This is a genomic window from Enterococcus sp. 9D6_DIV0238 (assembly GCF_002174455.2).
In the GTDB taxonomy this organism is placed as follows: Bacteria; Bacillota; Bacilli; order Lactobacillales; family Enterococcaceae; genus Enterococcus_L; species Enterococcus_L dunnyi.
On record NZ_CP147246.1, the window covers coordinates 3277589 to 3299622 of the forward strand.

Annotated in this window: 26 protein-coding genes; 18 read left to right on the top strand and 8 right to left on the bottom strand. The window is 37.8% G+C overall.

Going from position 1 to position 22034, the window contains the following annotated elements; all coding sequences use genetic code 11:
* Positions 1-78: 78 nt before the first annotated feature.
* Together A5889_RS15435 and A5889_RS15440 are read right to left on the bottom strand one after the other, a co-directional pair.
* Positions 79-357 carry a hypothetical protein gene (locus A5889_RS15435; protein ID WP_087639665.1) on the bottom strand — a complete coding sequence of 93 codons (279 nt, stop codon included), beginning with the start codon at positions 355-357 and terminating at the stop codon, positions 79-81.
* Between the two features lie 958 nt (positions 358-1315).
* Entirely contained in the window at positions 1316-2305 is a 990-nt protein-coding gene (locus tag A5889_RS15440) for an alpha/beta hydrolase (RefSeq protein WP_087639666.1), read from the bottom strand.
* A gap of 371 nt (positions 2306-2676) precedes the next feature.
* Here A5889_RS15440 and A5889_RS15445 point away from each other — a divergent pair, with 371 nt between their 5' ends.
* The 10 genes from A5889_RS15445 to A5889_RS15490 all read left to right on the top strand — a co-directional run bounded on the left by A5889_RS15445 (position 2677) and on the right by A5889_RS15490 (position 8359).
* The gene (locus tag A5889_RS15445; protein ID WP_087640403.1) at positions 2677-2988 is read left to right on the top strand and encodes a TIGR04197 family type VII secretion effector; all 312 of its coding nucleotides are present in this window, start codon (positions 2677-2679) and stop codon (positions 2986-2988) included.
* A complete protein-coding gene (locus A5889_RS15450) occupies positions 2985-3353 on the top strand; it encodes a DUF3958 family protein (protein ID WP_087639667.1) in 369 nt (122 codons plus the stop codon). Before A5889_RS15445 ends, A5889_RS15450 begins: the two co-directional genes overlap by 4 nt.
* On the top strand, positions 3353-4735 hold the full coding sequence (locus tag A5889_RS15455; protein ID WP_087639668.1) for a colicin E3/pyocin S6 family cytotoxin: 1383 nt from the start codon (positions 3353-3355) through the stop codon (positions 4733-4735). The genes A5889_RS15450 and A5889_RS15455 overlap by 1 nt, the downstream gene beginning before the upstream one ends.
* 12 nt (positions 4736-4747) lie before the next feature.
* Positions 4748-5059 (top strand): DUF6980 family protein, encoded by a 312-nt coding sequence (locus A5889_RS15460; RefSeq protein ID WP_176372752.1) that lies wholly within the window; start codon positions 4748-4750, stop codon positions 5057-5059.
* A gap of 77 nt (positions 5060-5136) precedes the next feature.
* Positions 5137-5700, top strand: a complete 564-nt coding sequence (locus tag A5889_RS15465) for a hypothetical protein (RefSeq protein ID WP_207114576.1) — start codon at positions 5137-5139, stop codon at positions 5698-5700.
* A gap of 110 nt (positions 5701-5810) precedes the next feature.
* Positions 5811-6236 (top strand): hypothetical protein, encoded by a 426-nt coding sequence (locus A5889_RS15470; RefSeq protein WP_207114575.1) that lies wholly within the window; start codon positions 5811-5813, stop codon positions 6234-6236.
* A gap of 9 nt (positions 6237-6245) precedes the next feature.
* Positions 6246-6776 carry a hypothetical protein gene (locus A5889_RS15475; RefSeq protein WP_087639672.1) on the top strand — a complete coding sequence of 177 codons (531 nt, stop codon included), beginning with the start codon at positions 6246-6248 and terminating at the stop codon, positions 6774-6776.
* 21 nt (positions 6777-6797) lie between these two features.
* On the top strand, positions 6798-7310 hold the full coding sequence (locus A5889_RS15480) for a hypothetical protein (RefSeq protein ID WP_087639673.1): 513 nt from the start codon (positions 6798-6800) through the stop codon (positions 7308-7310).
* Between the two features lie 117 nt (positions 7311-7427).
* Entirely contained in the window at positions 7428-7958 is a 531-nt protein-coding gene (locus A5889_RS15485) for a hypothetical protein (RefSeq protein WP_087639674.1), read from the top strand.
* A 200-nt stretch (positions 7959-8158) separates the two neighbouring features.
* Positions 8159-8359, top strand: a complete 201-nt coding sequence (locus tag A5889_RS15490; protein WP_087639675.1) for a hypothetical protein — start codon at positions 8159-8161, stop codon at positions 8357-8359.
* Here A5889_RS15490 and A5889_RS15495 read toward each other — a convergent pair.
* Entirely contained in the window at positions 8336-9295 is a 960-nt protein-coding gene (locus A5889_RS15495; protein WP_087639676.1) for a helix-turn-helix domain-containing protein, read from the bottom strand. The two genes, A5889_RS15490 and A5889_RS15495, sit on opposite strands and share 24 nt — an antisense overlap.
* A gap of 202 nt (positions 9296-9497) precedes the next feature.
* Here A5889_RS15495 and A5889_RS15500 point away from each other — a divergent pair, with 202 nt between their 5' ends.
* Together A5889_RS15500 and proC are read left to right on the top strand one after the other, a co-directional pair.
* Positions 9498-10499: a DMT family transporter gene (locus tag A5889_RS15500; RefSeq protein ID WP_087639677.1), complete on the top strand. Its 1002-nt coding sequence runs from the start codon at positions 9498-9500 to the stop codon at positions 10497-10499.
* Positions 10500-10524: 25 nt separating this feature from the next.
* Entirely contained in the window at positions 10525-11334 is an 810-nt protein-coding gene (proC, locus tag A5889_RS15505; RefSeq protein ID WP_087639678.1) for a pyrroline-5-carboxylate reductase, read from the top strand.
* Positions 11335-11396: 62 nt separating this feature from the next.
* On the opposite strand, the gene A5889_RS15510 is transcribed toward proC, so the two are convergent.
* From A5889_RS15510 to A5889_RS15525, 4 genes are read right to left on the bottom strand one after another with little or no spacing between them, the layout of a single operon-like run.
* Positions 11397-12041: an ECF transporter S component gene (locus A5889_RS15510; RefSeq protein WP_087639679.1), complete on the bottom strand. Its 645-nt coding sequence runs from the start codon at positions 12039-12041 to the stop codon at positions 11397-11399.
* Positions 12042-12057: 16 nt separating this feature from the next.
* Positions 12058-12600 carry a phosphopantothenoylcysteine decarboxylase gene (coaC, locus tag A5889_RS15515; RefSeq protein WP_087639680.1) on the bottom strand — a complete coding sequence of 181 codons (543 nt, stop codon included), beginning with the start codon at positions 12598-12600 and terminating at the stop codon, positions 12058-12060.
* Positions 12597-13367: a phosphopantothenate--cysteine ligase gene (gene coaB, locus A5889_RS15520; protein ID WP_087639681.1), complete on the bottom strand. Its 771-nt coding sequence runs from the start codon at positions 13365-13367 to the stop codon at positions 12597-12599. Before coaB ends, coaC begins: the two co-directional genes overlap by 4 nt.
* Positions 13368-13382: 15 nt before the next feature.
* Positions 13383-14375: an oxidoreductase gene (locus A5889_RS15525; RefSeq protein WP_087639682.1), complete on the bottom strand. Its 993-nt coding sequence runs from the start codon at positions 14373-14375 to the stop codon at positions 13383-13385.
* Between the two features lie 199 nt (positions 14376-14574).
* On the opposite strand from A5889_RS15525, the gene A5889_RS15530 reads away from it, so the two are divergent.
* Positions 14575-15093, top strand: coding sequence for an FUSC family protein (locus A5889_RS15530; RefSeq protein ID WP_087639683.1), 519 nt, complete (start codon positions 14575-14577; stop codon positions 15091-15093).
* A gap of 41 nt (positions 15094-15134) precedes the next feature.
* Here A5889_RS15530 and A5889_RS15535 read toward each other — a convergent pair whose 3' ends face one another.
* Positions 15135-17036 carry a PfkB family carbohydrate kinase gene (locus A5889_RS15535; protein ID WP_087639684.1) on the bottom strand — a complete coding sequence of 634 codons (1902 nt, stop codon included), beginning with the start codon at positions 17034-17036 and terminating at the stop codon, positions 15135-15137.
* 301 nt (positions 17037-17337) lie between these two features.
* Between A5889_RS15535 and A5889_RS15540 the strand changes: the two genes are divergently transcribed.
* From A5889_RS15540 to A5889_RS15560, 5 genes are all read left to right on the top strand, one after another.
* The gene (locus A5889_RS15540) at positions 17338-17961 is read left to right on the top strand and encodes an ECF transporter S component (protein WP_087640405.1); all 624 of its coding nucleotides are present in this window, start codon (positions 17338-17340) and stop codon (positions 17959-17961) included.
* A gap of 39 nt (positions 17962-18000) precedes the next feature.
* Complete coding sequence (locus tag A5889_RS15545; protein WP_087639685.1) at positions 18001-18777, top strand: energy-coupling factor transporter transmembrane component T; 777 nt, start codon at positions 18001-18003, stop codon at positions 18775-18777.
* A 21-nt stretch (positions 18778-18798) separates the two neighbouring features.
* Positions 18799-19680, top strand: coding sequence for an energy-coupling factor ABC transporter ATP-binding protein (locus A5889_RS15550; protein ID WP_087639686.1), 882 nt, complete (start codon positions 18799-18801; stop codon positions 19678-19680).
* On the top strand, positions 19649-20458 hold the full coding sequence (locus tag A5889_RS15555) for an energy-coupling factor ABC transporter ATP-binding protein (RefSeq protein ID WP_087639687.1): 810 nt from the start codon (positions 19649-19651) through the stop codon (positions 20456-20458). The genes A5889_RS15550 and A5889_RS15555 overlap by 32 nt, the downstream gene beginning before the upstream one ends.
* Before the next feature lie 118 nt (positions 20459-20576).
* Complete coding sequence (locus tag A5889_RS15560; protein ID WP_087639688.1) at positions 20577-22013, top strand: MFS transporter; 1437 nt, start codon at positions 20577-20579, stop codon at positions 22011-22013.
* Positions 22014-22034 lie beyond the last annotated feature (21 nt).

The following is a 22034-nucleotide window of genomic DNA, read 5'->3' on the forward strand; positions in this document are numbered from 1 at the left end:
AACGCTTAGTCATTATCAGAGGATGGACAATCTCCATCCTCTTTTATAACATACGCATTCCATTCCATTTTCTGTTTCCTATTTCCCAACTTTCTCCGCTTTCACCATCTTCTGCACCAATGCATCACCAACCTCAACCAATCGTCGATAATCCTCATAAAACGCCTGAAAAATCTGTCCGCGCGCATAATACTCCTTAATAACCTGCTTCTTATTGATCGGTCCGCTATGAAAGGCAAAAAACGCCATCAAAACCGACAACAGCTCCTCCCAAGAAACCAAGCGTTCCATCAAATCCTTCAATTCTACGATTTCCTGATACGAGATCGCCTTCACGCACAACGCTTGTTTTTCCATTCACACATCTCCTCCAAAATAAGCAGGATAAGCCCTCAAGACTCGCTCCTGCCGTTGTTCATTTCTTCGTACATTTACGCATTGACTAGGGCAAGATCCTTGAAGCGACGATAAGAACGACTATTCAAGCCTTGCTGTATTCCTAGCGCCTCGGATCAACATAAAACAAAAAAGATATCGCAGTCCTCCAGCAGAAAAAGCCAGTCATAAAACTTCAACGACTTTTTACCATTCGACATACAATACCGTTCACAATCAGCCAAACCAAACCCGCAGATTCTCTTGGAAGAACCCAACCTTCAAAAAATTCAAGAACCATCTAGAATTTAAACGAAAAATTAGGTACAATAAAGAAACTAGCGCTTTGGCGTTAGCAAATTGGCAACTTGCATAGATAGGTTATGTATGTCTATACAAGGCTTCATTTTTTGGTTGCCGCCAAAGAATGGAGTGCCTTTTTTGTTTTATTCAATTGTTTTGACACAGAATTATTTACTCCTCCTTTTTATTAAATTCTAAGGATAGAAAAAACGGCATTGAGCAAAGCCCAATACCGTCGACAATAGACTGACAAGATACGCACGACAACTAAATCATACACAAAGAAAAGATTCTTGTGGAAATCTTCTCAGAATTTGGGTACAATAAAAGAAGCTAGTATCTGCTAGCACTATTGGCAACTTGTTTGGACAGTTATGTTGTCTGAACAAGACTTCGATCGTACGGTTGCCGCCAAACGATTGAAGTGCCAATTTTTTTATTTATCTTTCCGTGTTACCGTAACAAAAGTTCTGGTTGCTACAGCACGCTGAATTTCTATCCTATGCCCTTTATTATACAGAAAGAAACGCGTCACTGCAATAAAAATAACGTTTTGTCATAATTAGATAACGATTGAAAAATGGCCCCTAAATTTGCGATAAATAACAAAAAAACAGAATAAGAACTAGTTCGAAAATTACTGTTCATACTTGCTCAAAAATTCGATCGTATCATTAAATGCCGTTTTTCCTGGGTCTGTATCCAGCTCAAACTGGTACTCATGAGCCGTTTTATATTCTGACAATGCAAAGAATCTTTGTGAAATAGGAACCTTTTTAGATTCCAGTGCTTTAATAAACTCTTTTCCTTGCGATTCAAAGGATGCAGTATTTCCATCAGTGATGTAGCTTGGTGGGAAAGCATCGGTTACAAAATTTTTGACGATGGAGCTTTTTGCTTGTTCAGACTGGCTCCAATCTTTTTCTTTAAAGTAGCCCCAGCCAATACCGCTAAATCCAAACTTAACAATCGGAGAGCTTGAATTTAGTACGATTTCCGGCATATTATATGGTCCGCAGTAGAGCAAAGCACCTTTGATTTGCCCGGCATCAACTACTTGCTTGATTCCTAAAGATTTTCTGTAGACATCGTTCGTTTGAGTAGCTAAAAACTGGCTGGCAATTTGTGCACCAGCGGAGTCGCCAGCAAGGAATAAGTGGTCCATATTTAAAGAATACTCTTTACTATGGTTGGCAAGATAAGTGATAAATTCACTAGTCTGAATGACAGGTCTTGGGTACTGCGTGTCTGGAACCAATTCATAGTTCATCACAGCAACAGTATAACCTGACTCTGCAAGTTTAGTGGCAAATTCCTTTTCCTCTAGTTTATCTCCGCCAATAAAGCCGCCGCCATGTACCCATGTGATTATTGGGTTACCTTCCTTTGGTTTGGCGGGCGTGTAGAGATCAAACTGATTGCTCTTGTATGTTGAATCATAATTCAAATTGACCCGCACGTTGACATTGCCCTCCGTATATTCTTTATTACGGCTATCTTCTGGAATCTTGAATAAAATTGCTTTTGCTAATGAAATTGTTGGTTTAGGTGAAATATTAAAAATGATAATGATGCTAACGATGATTAGTACAACTAGACCAAGTAACCCTAAAAGTATCTTTTTCATAACTTGAATCCCTCCGTTTATATAGAAATTTTTGCAAAAAGTCTATATTACTTTCTTTCATTATATTAGCGCATAGCGATAAGTAAAGAGATATGGCTTCAAATATGGAATATCACTTAATGGTTGAAGCCGCGGTGTCGTCCGCATCATTTGTCCACTAGACTGGTTATCTATTTATACGAATGTGACCATAAATCATAACTATTTTTATCATTAAGAGAGTATTCTTCATTGCAAATCGAAAGTTTTGCAATTTTTTTGTGTTTTATAGAAATATTTGATAACTATTAGGTATAAAAATATGTCAAAATGGATAATGGGGAAGAATACGAAATGTGAAAGTTAAAAATAAGGCAAAAGGGGTTAATCAAATGAGCGGAATCAATAGCAGTCTAACTGTTGCTGGTGGTATTTCAGCACAGCTTAGTCAAACGGCCAGCGGGTTCTTATCAGTCAACGAAGCGACAACCAAAGCAGAACGGACCACCGTTAGCGGAAATACAAATGCAAAAAGCAGTTTAACAAGTATTCACAGCAGAGGACAACGTTTGTCCAACGCAATCGCACGAGATGGCAATAATATCCATTCAGTAGCGAAGGAATTTAGCCAGATCGATCAAAAAATAAAACAAGGATTTGATTTACCATTGTTTTCACCGAATCTAGGAGGAAACAATCGATGAATGTAGAAGATAAGGAATTAAAGATCAATCAACAACTACGACAAGTGAGCATTGATCAAGAAGATAAGCGACAGGAAATCAGAGAATTAGAAGATCTGGAAGCCGACTATTTTTCCATCCACCACCAAGAACAACGGTACTTCCAAGATCTGATCGGAAATAATCAAGGTTCGCGTGATATTGGTCATTTTATGGAATTAGACGAAGAAGCTAATCGGTTACATCAATATGAGCGTCAGCGTTTAGAAGATATTGCAGAGCGTTTAGTCGATGAAGAAGTTCAATTACGAAGACTTGAAGAAGATTTATACGATGAACGGCAAAAACTATTCGCTTCAGAGAATGACAGCGAGGTGAGTGACTGATGTCCCTTAATTTTTACCTAGGAGAAGTCACTGCACAAAGCGCCGCAGCCAAACAAATGGCGAATGAGTATATGCAGTTTTGCGGCACCTTAAAAGACAGCGTCAATGCCTTCATGAATGCACCATTATCGGGAAAAACCTACGACTCAGCGAAACTTTATTTCTCTACAGTCTACCCAACGTTAGCCAGTGGGTTTATACTAGCATGTGAGGCACTGATCGAAGCCCACAGTAAATTCCCGGAAGAATTTCAATCACAAGTCGACACCTGCGACGTGATCGAGGACCAATTAAAAGCAGAGATCGCCCAAGGACAAGCTTTACTGCAAAGTATGGCACGAACGATGGACAAGGAAAAAGAACCCAACCAACGCTTAGAACAGCGCTATATGGGCGTTCAAAGCTCGATTCAAAAGAACGAAGAAAAACTGCAGCGTCTGTATGAATTCAATGCCAGTTCGCCAGGACTGTTTGCAGATTTTGAAGCACAGCTGGCAAACTTGGATGCAGGATTAGCAGAAGTTGAAAAAGGGGCTGCATGGAATTCAGGTTCGGGAACGTTTGATTTAGGTCGGATGAATATGGCTTGGATGAAACCGATCGGACGAGCGTGGGATAAACGTCAGAAGAAGATAGATGCTAAGGTAGAAACTCACCGTTTGGAAAACCAAGATATTACTTATACTTTTGATGAATTTGGCAATGTGACAGGTGTTTATGTGGATGGAACCTTTGATCCTAAAATGACACTAATGGTACAAGAGGCAATTGCTACAAACAATTGGAACGCGCTAAAAGCATTTGGTGTAGGGATTGCTGACAAGATTTATGAAAACTTCGGATTAAGCGCATTAATGGGTGAGCGAACGTTAGATACAGATTCCGTTGGAACAGCTCCGTATGCTGCTGGACAATTCTTTGGTGATCTCTCATCGATAGTTGGTGGAGGCGCTGAGTTTTTAGGTGGATTTTCATGGTTCGTTGGTGGAAATACCTTATCATTTGCAGGATCGCCGTTTACTGGTGGAGCAAGTTTAACATTAAGCCCAGCAGCAACAGCAACTGGCTCAGCAGCAATGGCCCATGGTGGTGGTGCGATTTGGAATGCGTTTGATAGTATTGGTAATGGATATGATATAAATAAAAGCCATAAATTTAATCCAGGAAAAAATGACAGTCCAGTGTGGAAAAAACTTGATAATGTGAAAGGGATGGATAGAAAATCTTCGGGGCAAGGTAATAAAAAAAGATATTTTGAGTGGGATCACACTCACAACGATATAGAAGTATATGATAAAAAGGGAAGACATTTAGGATCAATGGATCCGATAAGTGGTGAAATGTATAAACCAGCAGTACCAGGAAGAACGATTGCAATTTAAGGAGAGAGAAAAATGACTGACAAATATTGTTGTATCCAATTTGAAAAATTTGTAACTAATAGCAAAAACGAATTTATTAATACAAATAAATTGATTTATCATGACGAGCGATTTGATGAATACGGAATAATTATTCATGATGGAGGACAATCATATATCACAATAACACATTGTCCTTGGACTGGAGAGAAATTACCAGAATCTAAAAAAGATCAATGGTTTGATGAGCTAGAGAAGCTGGGATTTGAAGATCCCATTTCTGAATATGAAGAAATTCCAGAAGAGTATAAGTCAGCTAAATGGATGAAAAGTAAGAATAAGTAATAAAGTTTTGTATCATAGCAGAGTTTAAAGCCAGCTCCTATTCATTTTAAGATTTAAGAGAAAGGAAAAATTTTGAGATGAAAGAAATCTTAACCTACAATTTTGGTGAAGAAAAAAAATTAGAACTTATTTTTACTAAAACTGAGGAAAAAGTCTATGCTTATAATGAGGTAATAGTTAAATATATTGATAATAACAATGAATATTTATTATTTAAAGACTTTGCAATTGAGACTTTTAGAATATTAGTAAACCAATTTGAAAATGCTTTAAAGAATGAAATAATTGTTTCAAAAAAGAATTTTCAAAAAGGTATAGGTTATGAATGGGTAATTTATTCTCATGAAGTAGCAGAAGGAAATTTTGATATAGAGAATTTAACGGATAAGTTTTCTCTATGGTCAACTCCTGCTAGAGAAGGCTATGCTAGTTGGTTATACAATAGTGATGAAAAAATTTGTTTGGAGGTCAGTCCGTATTACCTTTGGGACTATGATGAGCTAAAAGAAAACGAATCTTTTCAGTCTTTTGAAGACTTCATTATTATGTATTCGAAAATTGATTGTATTGAAATAGCTAGGGAAACAGCTATTCAGATACTTGATGATGGGAAGCATATTTTGAATAGTATTGTTTATTGAATCTAGTTTATCAAAATTATACATCACTTTAATTCTATAAAAATGAAATAACAAGAGTGAATAAAATACGATATTTTATATAGTAAAAATAATAAGAAGGAAACAATTAAATGGTGCTATCGCATAAATTCAAAATAATTGAAAAAGATAAAAATATCAATTTTAACGATATTACAAGTGAACATGCAATATCAATTGATGATTCATTTATTCAGTATATAACGGATACTCTTAATTGGGTTGAAAGTCATTGGAATTATATGTCTAATGATAATAGAGGAATCAATTACTATGGTGTAACATTCTTCGAAGAATCGGGAATAAAAAAGCTCAATAATATCCTTATAAATTGGAAAAATATGTTTGATTTAGCACCTGAAAACTTTCAATTAAAAACTGAATATGATATTGAAGAAATGATTTTTGTTAAGGAAGATTTTGCAAAAGAAAAAGTAATTATTCAATTGGAAAAAATTATCAACTTGTGTAATGAAGCGGAAAATACAAATCAAATTCTTGTTCATTTTGGTATTTAGGAGAACATATTGCATATCTATATAAACATCAACAATAAAAAAATTAATTTAGACTACCGAGAATTAGCCGAAAAAATGTGGTTTAAATCTTATAAAGGTAAGGAGCTAGAACTCTCCCATATTGGTAATACTTCTTGGTTGAACGAAAACTATAGGCTTGCTTTGAAGTGGGATAAATGGGGAAATGATCATAGATGGTCAACGAATGATGCAGTAAAATCTTTTTCTGATGAATACATTAGTTTGGATCCTATTAGAGAGAATTCAGTAATGTACATTGAGACAGATCATGTAAATATAGTTCAAGTAGATTTTCGTGCTTTATGTATTATGACTAAAGAACTGGCAGAAGCTGTTAAAGGACTGATCAGTGATGATGCTATGAAGACGTGGCTGTCTCTCGAAGAATTCGAAGAAAAATATAACACTGTGCTGGATATGAGTTTTGAAAATGCTAATGATCAAAGTCTAAATGAAGTTTTAGATTTAGATATGGAAGTAATCGAGGAACCATGGGACAATGAAGTTAAGTATGACTAAAAAAATACGAGGATAGATTATTTGAGGATTTATATCGAGACAAGAGGTAATAAAACATCTCTAGGGTACAGAGAATTAGCCGAAAAAATGTGGTTTAAAGAAAAAAATGGTCATGAGCTTGAAATATCCCACGTTGGAAATGATGAAACATTTCAAGACAATTTATTTCTCAGTTTGTCAATAGACAAATGGTTAAATGATTCCAGATGGAAAAAAATAGAAAGTCCGCTTCAATTTGAAGATATTGATTTAGAGTTTTTAAAAGAAGAAAATCTTCTCTTTATTATGTCTAAACATCAAAATATACTCACTGTAGATAAACGAGCCTTGTATATCATGGCAGTAGAGTTAGCTAAGGATTTAGACGGATCAATAAGTGAAGATGGGAAATCTACGTGGCTAAGTGTTGCAGAGTTTGAGAAAAAGTATCCAGTAGTGCTTAATCTTACTTATGAAGAAGCAAATGATATCAGTCTAAAAGAAGTGAAAACGATGGAGGCAATTGAAGAGCCTTGGGATTATGATAGTGACTAAGCAATAGCTAAAACATAAAATAAATTGTTCTAGAAAATAGCCTTGTTGCGAAAATTATGTGAAGAATAGATATATAGAATCTGTGAAGAGTTTGAACGAGGTTGTAGGAGCATTTTTATGGAAAATAAAGAAGCAATAAACTTTGTAAAGCGAAGCCTAAATATTGGTGACTATGGTTATACGCTGAGAAAATATATTAAACCTGATATTTGGGATGCAGTCTTATTTAGTGAGTTACAGAATTTAACTGTAGAAAGGATGACAGATTTTAATTATTCAAGATGCTTTTCTTATTATATTTTAGAAGATTTAGAATTAAAGAATCCATTTTTTTCAGAAAAAGCGACAAATGAGATAATGGATAGAGGATATATTGAATTTATAAGCTTGAAAATTTCAGCAATAAGTCCATTTTTTTACTTAGAAAGAGCAATGTATTCTAAAGGAAAAGAAAAATTGGAATTAGCGCATATAAAAAAATTTAGAAATAGTTTACTTGAAAAAGAAATGGTCAGAATACAAAATAAGTTGGAACAACATGACTTATTTAGAATAGATCCGTCTGAATTGAAAGTGAAGCTTCCAAATATTCCTCTTGAAGATTATGAAGTGGATCAGGTAACATATTTCAGTTATCTATTTGAATAGATAACCTAAGTCAATAGACTTAATTGCTTTATTTTAAAAAGAAATATAAATTTATATTTTTAAAAGGGTTTATTCTTGGATAACTAGGATAAACCTTTTTAAATCATTCCGTTATTATTTTATCTGATAGAAAACAGAAATCTGTACGATAAACGGCAAAAACTATTCGCTTCAGAGAATGACAGCGAGGTGAATGACTAATGTCCTTTAATTTTTACCTAGGAGAAGTCACCGCACAAAGCGCCGCAGCCAAACAAATGGCGAATGAGTATATGCAGTTTTGCGGCACCTTAAAAGACTGCGTCAATACTTTCTTGTGTACTCAAAAAGAAAAAGTTCCAGCAGTTCAATATAATCTTGAATCGCTGGAACTTTTTTTATTGTACGTTGTTTTTCACTAGCTTTCGATATTTTCCAGGAGTTGTTTGGTAATGATCTTTAAATAATTTGAAAAAGAATGCTTTATCCTGATAGCCGATCTCTTCAATAATTGTTTGAATGGGAAGATCTGTTTGACGTAAATAGGTTTCAGCATAACGCAAACGATAATGAATCACCCAGTCTGAAAAATTTTTATCTGTCTGTTTTTTGATAAATGCGGAAAGGTAGTTAGGATGAAAGTGAAATTTCTCTGCTGTTTCGGATAAAGTGACCGTTGTAAGGTGAGTCTCTATATGTGCCAGGATTTCTTCAACTAAAACGCCAGAGGATAGGTTTGAATCTTTTACACATAAGCCTTTATCTGAAAGTTGACTGATTTCGACAACAAACAAAACGAAGGCAGATTTTGTCACTTTATTATTAAAATAGCGCATTTTTACGATTTGTTTCAACAATAGCAGAGCATAAACATGGATATCTTCATTTGGAGAAAACTGAAAGATGAAATAATGGCTATTTTCTTCCGTTTCCTTGATGCTCTCCACAAAAAAGCGATATATGATGGGTTCTTCCGCAAATTGAGCGAGCAAAGAATCATTAAAATACTCTTTTTTAAAATAGAAACTAAGCATCGTTGTTTCAGCTTCCATCTCCTCGTATTCAACCACTGTCCATTCATTTGCTAGAACTAAGCAACCAGCTTTATATAACAATTCCTTATCATCGATCAGAATTTTTACAGATCCGCTAAGAACGTATAAAATTCGAATATAAGGTGCAAGGTAGGTCAGCCGTTTTTTTGTGCTTTGACAGACGAAAGAGGCGATTTGTCGTTTGGGATTGGTTTCAAAATTATTAAGTTCTTCAATCATTCCATCTTGGGTTTTATTATAACAATCCAGGGTTTTTAAAAAGTCAAAAAAGCAGTCGAATTGTTCTTTAGAAAAAGTATACATAATTCCTCCATCTTAAAATAGCCTACTTAATATGTTTGGACAGACTAATTCAATTATTCTCAAATGAAAGTATAATGAATTGGAATTTATATGTAAATAGCTATTTAACAACTTTCTTGATTGTGAAAATACGAGCAATATGATTGTTCGGTATATATAGCAAAATGGAATAAGACACTTTGTGTGAAAGGGGAAATAAAAAATGGACACAACGGCTCAAAAAAGAGTACCAACAAAAATGATGATTGCCATTGCAGCTATTGTAACGAATGTCATTTGGGGAACACCATTTAAACTAATCAAAATCATGAATGATGAGATGGGAATTTCCAGAGATGCTTTAGGAGATAATTATATTGGACAGGTTTTGGCAACGATCAGTATTCGCTTTTTTATTGCAGGGATCATGACATTGATTTTTGCGATGTTTATTAAACAAAATATTTTTAAGGTGACAAAAACCCAATGGAAAGAAGTTGTGATCATGGGGCTCTTGTCTACAACGGCTGCATATTTCTTTTTTAATATCGGGAATGTGAATATTTCTTCAACGATCAACTCAACGATTCTTGCGCAATCCACAATTTTTTTTGCAGCGATTTTAGCTCATTTTGCGTATAAAAATGACAAATTGACTGTGCCGAAAGTAGTTGCCTTGGTGATTGGTTTCGCTGGATTGATCATTTCTCAGCTGACTGGTGGAACAACGATCAACGATATGTTTGAATTTGCTTTAACAGGGGAAGGGTTCATGTTGATTTATGGATTGATCGCGGCACTGGCTACGATGTTAGCGAAAAAAATCGGTTCTACGCTGAATTCATTTGTAATGACGGGCTGGAATTTGATTATTGGTTCTGTTTTTTTATTTGTCATTGGTTTATTTATGGGCGGGACCTTAAGTTATATCAACTGGACGCCATTAGGTGTGGTGTTATTGATTATTTTAGCTGCTGCATCAGCGATTCCATTTAGCCTATGGTACTGGTGTGCGCAGTATGCTAATCTAGGAGAGATCACTGTTTATAAATTTATCATGCCGATTTCTGGCAGCTTACTAGCAGTTATTTTAGGTGAACGTTTCACGATGCCTTTAGCATTTGGATTGATTTTAGTTTGTTTATCGATCATTTTGATCAATCGGCCGCCAAAATCATTTCAGGCATTAACAAAATTTACCAAAAAAGAAAGCGAATCAGTTTAGTACTTTTTGAAAGGAAGTCACTTTTATGAAAATTGGATTCATTGGAACAGGAAATATGGCAGGAGCAATCGTACAAGGCATCACTGCTAAAAACTTTGTTAAGGGAAAAGACGTTTATCTGTTTGATGTTTTGACGGATAAAGTTAAAGAGTTAGCGGCTCAAGTTGATGGAAATGTTTGCTCTTCTGCTGGAGAAGTGATTGAGCAAGTAGATGCTATCGTACTTTCAGTTAAACCAAATATTATTCAAAAAGTTGTAGAAGAAACAAAATCAGTCGTATTAAAGAAAAAACCACTATTGATTTCGATTGCTGCAGGTACGACGTTGGATAAACTGGAAGGATTGGTTGGTACAAGTACATTACCGATTATTCGAGTAATGCCAAACGTTAATGCAATGATCGGTTTAGGAGCTGCGGCAGTAGCTGGAAATCAAAATACTTCAAAAGAACAGATACAATACGTTGTTGACTTGTTCAATGCTGTAGGAAAAGCTTGGGAAGTTGAAGAAAAAGACTTTTCAGCCTATACGGCTGTGGCAGGAAGTTCACCTGCCTATGCATATTTATTTATTGACAGTATTGCTCGAGCAGGAGTCAAACATGGTTTGACGAAAGAAAAAGCATTGGAATATGCGGCTCAAGCTGTTCTAGGTAGTGCACAAATGATCATAGATTCAGATGAAAATCCTTGGACTTTGATCGATCGTGTATGTTCTCCAGGAGGGACTACAGTTGCGGGACTACTGGCTTTGGAGGAAGAAGCATTTATTGCGACAGTGGTAAAAGGAATCGATGCGACAGTTGCTCGCGATGAGGAAATGAAAAAACTGTAATTTTTCATATAGAAAAAGGAATAAATCAACCTAAAAAGGTCGGTCTATTCCTTTTTTTCATTTTATAGTTTCTGTGTAGCATTGGTCTTCACTAACCGCAATAAAACCGAAGTTACGGCCACCGTAGCAATCGCCGCTACAATTGCTTCCACAATCCCGCTTGTAAAAATCACCGTCAGAATCGCAGTGTACACAGCAGCACCGCTTGCGCCGATCGTCTCCGCATATGCATCTTTAAAGAGAAAATAAATCAAGTTCATGACTAAGATCGTATTTGTCGCAGACCCTAAGAATCCAGCGATAAATAAACTGATCGATTGTGATGTTGGTTTATTTTTAGTTACTTTTTTTAGCCCCATAAAGACGAAATAAGGGACGACGCCGATCAAAATCCTCGGCACCATTGCGATCACGATCGCTTTCCAGCTGCCTTGGTTTGTTCCAATCACCGGAATAAACGGTGAGAAAACAAACGACAGTGGAGATAAGACTACTGTACTGCGGATCATACTGATCACACCGAAGACACCGCCTAGAAAAGCACCGATTCTTGGACCTAAAATGATCGAAGCGATAATGACAGGAATATGCATCGTTGTTGCATTGATCGGACCGATCGGAATGAAGCCCAGAAAGGGAACTGCTGATAATAAGATCAAAATTGCTAAGAACATCGCAGTCAATGTAAATGTTTTTGTATTTTTCATAAAGGACTCCTCACCATTATTTCGCTAAAAGTTCACTGGCTTTTGCCACGACTTCTTCAACAGTCGCTAAAGCGCCGCGACCAAAATCACCGCAAGCCAGTAATGCTTCGCGAGGCTCGATTTCTTGGTAGCCAACTTCTTTTAGTGTTTTTAGATTCCGTTGTGTGATCGGATTTTGATACATATAGGTATTCATTGCTGGTGCGATCATCTTTGGCACTTCTTCTTTCAAGGCTAAAGCAACGGTTGAAAGCATATCATCTGCGATCCCGTTAGCAAGCTTAGCAATGATATTCGCAGAAGCTGGCGCTACAAGGAATAGATCGGCTTTTTTTGCTAGTTCGATATGATTGATTTTATCTGGCGCAATTTCTTCCATGACATTTGTGTGCACAGGGTTTTTAGAAAGAGATTGCAACGTCAAAGGCGTGATGAATTTGGTGCTGTTTGTTGTCATGATGACTTCCACATTATAGCCCAATTTCGTTAATTGACTAGTGATATCCGCTGATTTATAGGCAGAAATACTGCCTGAAACACCTAACAGAATGGTTTTCATTTTTTATTCCTCCATTTATTTTCGACATTCTCGACGATCAGTCGTGCGATCTCGGCTTTGGTTTGAGCAGTTTGTGTTTGCCCAGTAGCATCGATCAAAATGCCTTTGTGCTGATCACCTTGGATCGTTTCTAAATCATTGGCTAAAATAAAATCGCAGTGATTTTTTTCAAGAATCGTTTGACCGACTTGGATCAGCTCTTCTTCTGAAACGCCAACTAAAAGTTTAAAACCAACTACTATTGCCTGCGGTTGTTTTTCGCGAAGCATTGCAATTATTTTAGGGTTTTTCTTTAAAAAAAGCAAGAGACGATCTGTTTTTGAAGGAATCTTTTTCTGATCCTGAACCGTTTCGCCAATTTCAGCTAAACCTTGATGCAAAAATTCTTTTAGTTGTTGCTTCGTTGGTTGTTCCAACTCAACTAATTTTGCAGAAAGCTGCTCGATAAATTCTTCTTCTGATAGGGTTGTTTCAGTCGTAAAATCGCTCACAGCCATGCTATGGATCACACTGTCAAAAGCGGTCTGGTCAAATTGTTCAAGCAACGCTTCTTGTAAGTCTTTCGTCGTTTCAATGGGAACGATCGTTAATTTTTCCTGTTCAGCAGGTCGGACAGCTTGAGCTGTGGTGACATAGGTTACGTGATGACCTTGTGCTAAAAATGTTTCAGCGATGATTTTACCTAAGCGTCCAGTCGAATGATTGGTAATGGAACGGACGTTGTCTATTTTTTCAGAAGTTCCACCTGCAGTAATCAATATATTCATTATTTTGATGCCCCTTTAGTTCATTTTTATGATGGTGCGGCCAATGTGTGTGCCTTTTTGTAATTGCTCCAACGTATTTGGCAATTGCTCTAACGTGATTTCTTGTGTCAGTTCGTGTTGGCTTACATTCAAATCTGTCGCCAAACGTTGCCAGATCGCTGTGCGCGGTTCCATTGGCACATTGACTGAATCGATGCCTAACAAATTGATACCTCGTAAGATAAACGGTAAGACAGTGGTGTTTAGTGTGATACTTGCTGCATTGCCGCAGATGGCAATGCTTCCGCCATAACGCAATTGCGCCAATAGTGCAGCTGTGATATCTCCGCCAACGGTGTCGATCACAAAATCGATGGTTTGTTTTGATAAAGGCTTGATTTTTTCAGGCAGGAAATCCTCAACAAGCAGTACTTGAGAGGCACCGATGTTCTTTAATGATGCTTCTGCTTCTTTTTTTCGACTTAATGCAATGATGTTTTTATAGCCTAATTGCTTCAGCATCGCAATCGACAAGCTGCCGACACCACCTGTAGCACCAGACACTAAAATTGTCGCTTCTTTGTTCTGGCTCAACCCATGATTTTCTAGTGCTTGAACAGATAAGGCTGCAGTAAAACCAGCAGTACCGAAAATCATAGCTTCCTTTAGACTTAAACCAGTAGGTAAAGGAACGACCCAATCTGCTGGAACACGAGCAATTTGAGCGAACCCGCCAGTATGTGTCACGCCTAGACCATAGCCTGTGACTAAAACCTCTTGTCCTTCTTTGAAGCGAGCATCAGTTGTAGTTAAGACAGTGCCGCTTAGATCGATACCGGGAATCATAGGATAATGACGGATCACCCCGCCATTTTGTTTTGCTGCTAAAGAATCTTTATAGTTGACCGATGAATAAGCTACTTGTATCGTAACGTCACCAGCAGATAACACATCGATCGTAGTATCAGCTACCTCTGTTTGGAATGTTTGATCGATGTCATTTACGACAAATCCAGAAAATGTTTTCATGTGTAGGCTCCTTTAAATACAAAATTGTTTTATTGTTACTATCATAACATATTCTCCTTTTTTCTTTAGAAAATTCTTCTCAAATCAACCTTCATAAATGCTAGAAAATAAGCTAGAATAGAAGGTGAGTGTTTTATTGACTTGGAAAGTGAAAATAAATACATGGATGAAAAAAATAAGCGGAAAGGGAATTGAATGAGTGAAGTTTAAAATTGGTATGCGTACATTTAAAACGGGGATCAGTGTGTTTCTTTGTATCCTTGTCAGTATTTTATTGAAACGTGAAACGTATGTCGTTGCGGCGATCACTACTGTATTCAGTCTAAGAGAAGACATGGAGAATACATTAAAATACGGCAAGCATCGAATTACTGGTAATGTAATGGGAGCGATCATGTCAGTTGTTGTGATTGCAGTGTTCAGTGTATTTGGACGAACCGAGATCGTTCAGCTGATCTTTATTCCAACGATCATTATGGTGATGATCGCACTGCTTGCTTCGATCAGCTGTCATGAAGGAACGGTCGGAGCTTGCGCGACGCTTTTGACGATCGTGTTTATGATTCCTTCTGATCAGTCTTATGGCTATGCGTTTGATCGTGTGGTGGATAGCTTTATTGGGATGGGAATTGCATTAGCAGTGAATTATTTTATTCCGTTAAAACTATCCAGAAAAAAGGCAGTGATCCCAGAGGACAATGAAGTCGCTGCAGAATAAAAGAAAAGGTTGGGATTTAGTACCCAGCCTTTTCTTTTTTGCTATTCTTTGATTAAATGTGTTTCTTTTTGTTTAATGTGTGCTTCCAATTCGTGCTTGTCGATCAATGAAGAAACCACACCGTCACGAGAAATACAAAAGCCGGCAGCATACGTAGCGATACGAACAGCATCCTTCAATGTATAACCATAAAGCAAGTAGGAAGAAAGGGCACTGATAAACGCATCACTTGCTCCTGTGCTATCGATTGCTGGAAAATCAACAGCCGGAACATAGTCATCCCATTCGGCTGTTTTAACGTAACAACCTTTTTCGCCTAACGTGACAATGATCGTATCGACACCGCATGTTAGGAGATGATCGGACTTTTCTTCTAAAGTAGTGTATTCAGGACATAGTTCGTTCAGCTCATCTTCATTTGGAATCAAGATATCGATCGCAGAAAGAACCTCTTTAGGAATACTGCCATAAGCTGAAGGTTTTAAAATTGTTTTTGCGCCATATTGGTGTGCTACTGAACACGCTTTAGCGACGGTGTTCAGTGGAATTTCTGTTTGAATCAGGCAATAGCCTGTGTTTTCGAACAACTCTTTTTTATCTTCGATATCTTCTGGTGTAAAAATGCCATTGGCACCAGGGAGGATCGAGATAGTGGAGTGGCCGCTCGTTTCTACAAAGATATACGCTTTTCCTGTATTTGTATGATTACTTCGCTTGATCCCTAATGTTTCAACGCCAAATTGGTTCAATGTATTATACACATAATCAGAATCAAGGTCCGATCCGATTTTGCCGATCAACGCAACCCGATGCCCTAATTTAGCAGCACCGATCGATTGGTTCACCCCTTTTCCTCCTGGATAGATCGAAGAACCTGTGATCGAGACTGTTTTCCCACTGTCCGGCAGATTTGGCACGGTCAAATAAGTATCGATATTGATACTTCCAATCACTACGATTTTAGGAATATTCAAATTGAAGGGCAAGCTGACGGTTGTACGATTATCCAACGAAAAATCTTGAAAATAAGTCGGTGTTTCCAATGATTTTTTTTCTATGGTATTGATCAATTGCCGACAAAGATAGCCGCCAAAATCAGCATTTCGAATCGTATATGTAGAGATTTCAGATAACTCACTTAATGATAACGGCTCAGTCCGTTCGCTTTTTAGTGAGATCAGCGAAAGATCCTCCGGAATTTTGTAACTTAGTGCGTGGAGTAGTTGGTAAAATTCTAATGCCTTATGATAGTGAGAAGAAATCACACCTGTAATCTGTCTGTTATTTAATTTATGGTTTAAGTTCTCATTGAAATCGAAGAAGATTAACTCTGGGTCAAGTTTCATATGATTATCGAACAAACATTTTTTATAGCCAGCTAAGAAGGCTGCGGTACGTCTGCCGGGTGTCAGTAAACAGGCGATTTTTTGATGTTTTTGATCGATCAACTCTTGTGTGATATGATAGGCTGCTTTTTCGTAAGGAAACAAAATCGATGTTTCGCCACCATTTTCTCCAGTACTTAGGACAGGAATAGCTAGTTCTTCAAAATGGGTGAGGTGGCTTAAACTTTCTTCATCGATCGGCTCCCAGATGACACCGTCGACGTTTTGTTTGCAGAGAGAGGTGATGTTTTTTAATTCTTGTTCCTTGTCATCGTAATTATTAAAGATCAATGGGCTGTAGCCATTTTTTTGAGCGGTCTGGATGATCCCGTCTAACGTCGCATCCAATGAGGTGGAAGACCGGAGTAAAACGCCTAATAACCATGATTTTACTGGTGTACCTGCAGAAGAAGCATAAGGTGCATAATTATATTCTTTGACGATTTTCAGCACGCGTTCTCTTGTTTCATGGCTGATACTTTGGTCTTTTTGGTTGACGATTTTTGATACGGTAGAAACAGAAACACCAGCTAATTTGGCGATGTCTTTTATATTCATAATGATTATTTCCCTCATTTCGTTTAGTGATCAAAAGGTGGTTCATCTATAGTAAATAAGAAAAAAATGCTAATTCTTTCTATCAAAATGAAGCGTCTAATTATGCTTACATCATAGATAAATAATTCATGGAAGTCAACCGTAAGTATTCTGTGGATGAGGAGAAAAATCTTTTTGATCAAAATCCAAAAAAGCGTTGACAAAAGAAGCAAACGATGTTAATTTCTACTTAGAGAAAACGTTTTCCGAAAAAGTTTTCCTTATTCGGGAAACAAATTCTGAACGAAACGGAGGTCATGTCATGAAGCAGAGAAGTTTTCTAAATAGAATCAAGGCGCAGTTCACGACGAAATCGTTAGTTCTCATTCCCATAGCTGTAGGCATCAACCTGATTGGCGGAACGTTATGCTCAGCGTTAAAGCTGCCTTTGTTTTTAGATATGATCGGAACGATCATCATTGCTTGTCTCTCTGGACCTTGGGTTGCTGCTTTATGTGGTTTTTTGACAAATGTGTTTTTAACTTTAGTCGCTAATCCAGTTTATTTTCCTTATTCTGTCGTGAGTGTTTTATGTGGTCTGGTCACAGGCTTTATGGTCAAAGCGGGGTTGTTTCGAAATATTTGGGGAGCCATTTTGACTTGGCTTGTATGCGCCTTCACAAATACGGTATCTGCTTCGTTGATCACGATTTTTGTATACGGCGGTGCAACAGGTGTTAATGGCAGTTCGCTTTTTACAGCTGCATTGATTGCAACGACTAAGAAAATCATTCTATCGGTTTTATCGACATCTATGATTGAAAATTTGGTCGATAAAGGGATCGTTTTTCTGATCGCCTATCTTCTAGTACAAAAGATTCCAAAACGTTTCTTAAGTCAGTATGCACTTGGAATGAATGAAGATGAATTAGAAGAAGATTGGTAGTGAAAAGGGACAGAACGAAAATAGTTTAGGAGGGAGAATATGAAGCTGTCAAATACCTTTGTAGAAAAAGATACAATGATCGAAAAGATAAATCCGTTGACGAAGATCCTTGCTGTCTTTTGTTTTGGATTAGGTACGCTGTTATTTCCCAAATTATGGTTAGGGTTTGGACTTATTATTTGTTTATTTTTCATTGCTTATTTAGGGAAATTACTGAAACCGTTTACTCGTTTGATGCTGGGCTTCGGGCTGCCGATCAGTTTGATGCTGCTTTTTATTCAGGGTTTTTACGGCGTAAATAATAAAACAGTCATTGCTGATTTTGGCTTTGCTGAGCTAGGCTTAGAAGGTGTGCTGTATGCGCTAAAAATAGTGACGACATTATTAGTATTTCTAGGATCCTTTTATTTGATGAATCAAACCACTGAGACAGGAAAATTAGTTGCAGCATTGACGAACAGCGGCTTACCGCCTAAAGCAGGCTATTTGGTTTTAGCAACGTTGAATGTCGTACCGCAAATGCAGCGGAGAATGAATGTGATCCAAGAAGCGCAAGAAGCGAGAGGCGTCGAGATCAAAGGACGGTTAGTCGCAAGGATCAAGGCTTACTTGCCGCTTTTAGGTCCTGTGATCATGTCTTCGCTGACGGATGCACAAGAAAGAGGAATGACGCTGGAAACAAGAGGATTTGGTATTAAAGGAGTCAAGCAAACAAGCTATGTCCAAGTAAAAACGACAAAAATAGACAAGATCATCAACATCTTGCTGGTACTCTTTTTAATTTTTGTGATTCTAGCATCTATATGGATGAAATAAACAAGATAGGAGGGGAAATGAATGTCTGAACCTGTTGTAACAGTCAATAATTTTTCGTATAGATATAATCAAACGAAAACAAGAGCTCTGAAAAATTTGACGTTTCAGGTGGAAGCGGGCAGCTTCTTTTGTATCGTTGGCGGAAATGGCTCAGGGAAGTCAACGTTATGTAATGCACTAGTCGGCTTGATTCCTCACTATTTTGTAGGGAAAAAAGCGGGAGAGATCATCATCGATGGGCTTAAAACGGAAGCTGCGACGATCGCTGAGTTGTCTACACGAATTGGTTTAGTCTTTCAAAATCCATTCAATCAATTATCCTATACAGCGGGTACTGTTGCAGAAGAGTTAGCGTATGGCTTGGGCAATCGTGGTGTACCGAGAACAGAGATGCTCAAAAAAGTGGAGACTGTATCCAAGCTGATGCATATCGACCATATTCTTTCAAAAAATCCGCTGGAGCTATCGGGAGGTCAGGTACAGCGGGTCGCTTTTGGCTCGACGTTCATTTTAGAACCAAAAATCTTAGTCTTAGACGAATGTACAACACAGCTGGACCCCATGGGAAGTGACGAGATTTTTGCCATCGTGAAGCGCTTGAATCAAAATGGGATCACTGTGATCATGGTGGATCATGACATGGAACGGGTAGCAAAAAATGCGGATCAGATCATGGTTCTTTCAGAAGGTGAGATCCAGATGATTGGAAATCCCAAGGATGTTTTTGAATTTCTGGAACAAACAGATCTTGGAATCGAAGTGCCTGATTATGTGAAAATTTCAAGAATACTTCAGCAAAAGGACTATACAAAAGCAAAGATCACATGGACGGAAGAAGAAACGATTCGTTTAGTAAAGGAGGCGCTGAAGCATGAAGATCCAGTTGAAAAACCTTCATTTTAGCTATCCTTCAAGTGAGGAAGTATTAAAAGGGATCGATTTAACGATCGAAGGCACAAAACCTGTCGCGATCATCGGACAAAACGGTGCAGGTAAAACAACGATCGTGAAGCATTTGAATGGCATTTTGTCACCGACCTCAGGTGAAGTATGGATCGATGGAGAAGCGATCCATACAAAGAGCACAGCGCAATGGTCGAAAATGGTTGGCTATGTGTTTCAAAATCCTGATGATCAATTATTTTTAGAAACGGTCAGAAAAGAATTGTTGTTTGGTCCGCAACAGATTGGTATGTCCAAAAAAGACATCGACCAACGTTTAGAATGGGTAGCAGATGTGACTGGCTTAAAGGATAAATTAGGTATTCATCCATTTGACTTAAATGCAACTGAAAAAAAGTTTTGTACGATTGCTTCTATTATGATGATGAATCCAAAGGTTTTAATTTTCGATGAGCCGACCTGCGGACAAGATGTCTATGGAAATCGACGATTGAAAAAAATCATTCAGGAACTGAAACATCGTGGAGTGCTATGTATCACGATAACGCATGATATGAAGTTCGTGGCAGATAATTTTGAACGAATCATCGTGATGAAAGAAGGAACGGTACTTTTAGACGGATCAGTGAGTGATGTATTTTCACAGCCTGAACGATTAAAGGAAAGTTTTGTTACACCGCCTCCAATCACGCGTGTGGGACAAGGAGTTGGGTTTTCAGATCCAGTATTTACGACAGAAGCGTTCATGATGGTTTTTGAAAGAGAAAGGGGTGAGTAAAATGTTTGATACTGTTGGGGAACTAGTAAAAAGAAAGCGTGAAAGAGACGGATGAGATAAACGCTCCGTAAAAATGGTTGGTTGTTGAATAAAGTCAAGATTGAAAGGTGTGGAAAAAATGTCAGCTAACACTGAGACAGAAAAAGTAATTGGCGTTCCCGTTCCTAGAGAAGGAACTCCTGAATTTGAAAAAATGAATCGGATGGCAAAACGTGCGATTCCGCTGATTTTAATTATCTTTATTTTTGGTATTCTTGAGCAACAGGCATTTGGTATGATTTTTGTTAATATTGGCGAACAGTTGGGAACACCCAATTTAGCGCCGTTGATCACATCGATACCGGGCATCGTTTTGGGAATTGTTTGTGTCATTTATGGTTCTTTGGGAGATTTTGTTTCACTTAAAAAGATGACGATGTTGGGTGTCGTATTATTGATTGTTGGTTCTGCGATCGGATTTATACTGGGACCGATCAATATTTGGGCGGTCGTAATTGCCCGTGTGCTTCAATCAGCAGGAGGACAGGTAGCAGGTTCTGTTTTCTTAGTCTTGGTATCAAAATATATCGCAAAAGAAAATCGTGTGATCTACTATGGTATTTTCGTTGCTGTTTTTAGATTTTCAGCAGCACTAGGTGTGGTAGCAGCAGGTTATGTAACGAAGATCGATTGGCGTTGGTTATTCGCTGTTCCTTTGATTTCTTTCTTATTTATTCCATCGTTAGCGAAAAACTTACCGGACGATCATGCAGAAGGTGCCACGATCGACTGGGCTGGATTTGCCTTGATCGGTGCATTTGCTGGAGCAGTCACGATGTTCTTTACAGATATGAATGTATTTTGGGCAGCAGCCTGTGTGGTTACACTGATTGCTTTTATCGTTTATATCAATAAAGCTAAAAATCCGTTTATTACTCCTGAGTTCTTTAAGAACCCAGCATTCATTGCAACGATGACCGTTATTTTTGTAGGTTATTTCTTCAGCTACACATTAAATGCAGGTGTAAATGCGATCGGCTTGAATATTTATGGTATCGATTCTGCAGAAGTTTCTACTTTATTGGTTTGGTCGATTTTATTAGCGGCAGTTCTTGGATTTGTTTGCGGTCCAGTTATTAAACGGATCGGACGTTCAGCAGGCATCATTATGGCCTTGAGCTTTATGGGATTAGGGTTGATAGCAATTGCTTTCGCCATTCCTATGGGCAAAGTTTGGGCATTAGCTGTAGCGCCATGTATTTATTATTTTGGAACGTCATTCTTTTACTCACCGATCGTTGATACAGCAACGCTTACTGTATCACCGGAAGAATCAGGTCGTGTTCTTGGTGTCAATGACCTAGTCCAAGCGATCACAGGTTCTGTTGGTGTGGCTGTATTCGGCGGAATGATGTCTTCAGGTGCGATGTCTGGCGGAAGTATCGTCGGTGTAGACAGCGGTGCTGCGTCAACTTATGCCAATGTCTTTTTAGTCGGTGGTGTGATCATTTTGGCCGCTTTGGTGATCTTCTTGGTAACGAAAAAAACGATCTACAGTCGTTCAAGAGCAGAATAAAAATAGTTAGCAAAAAAGATG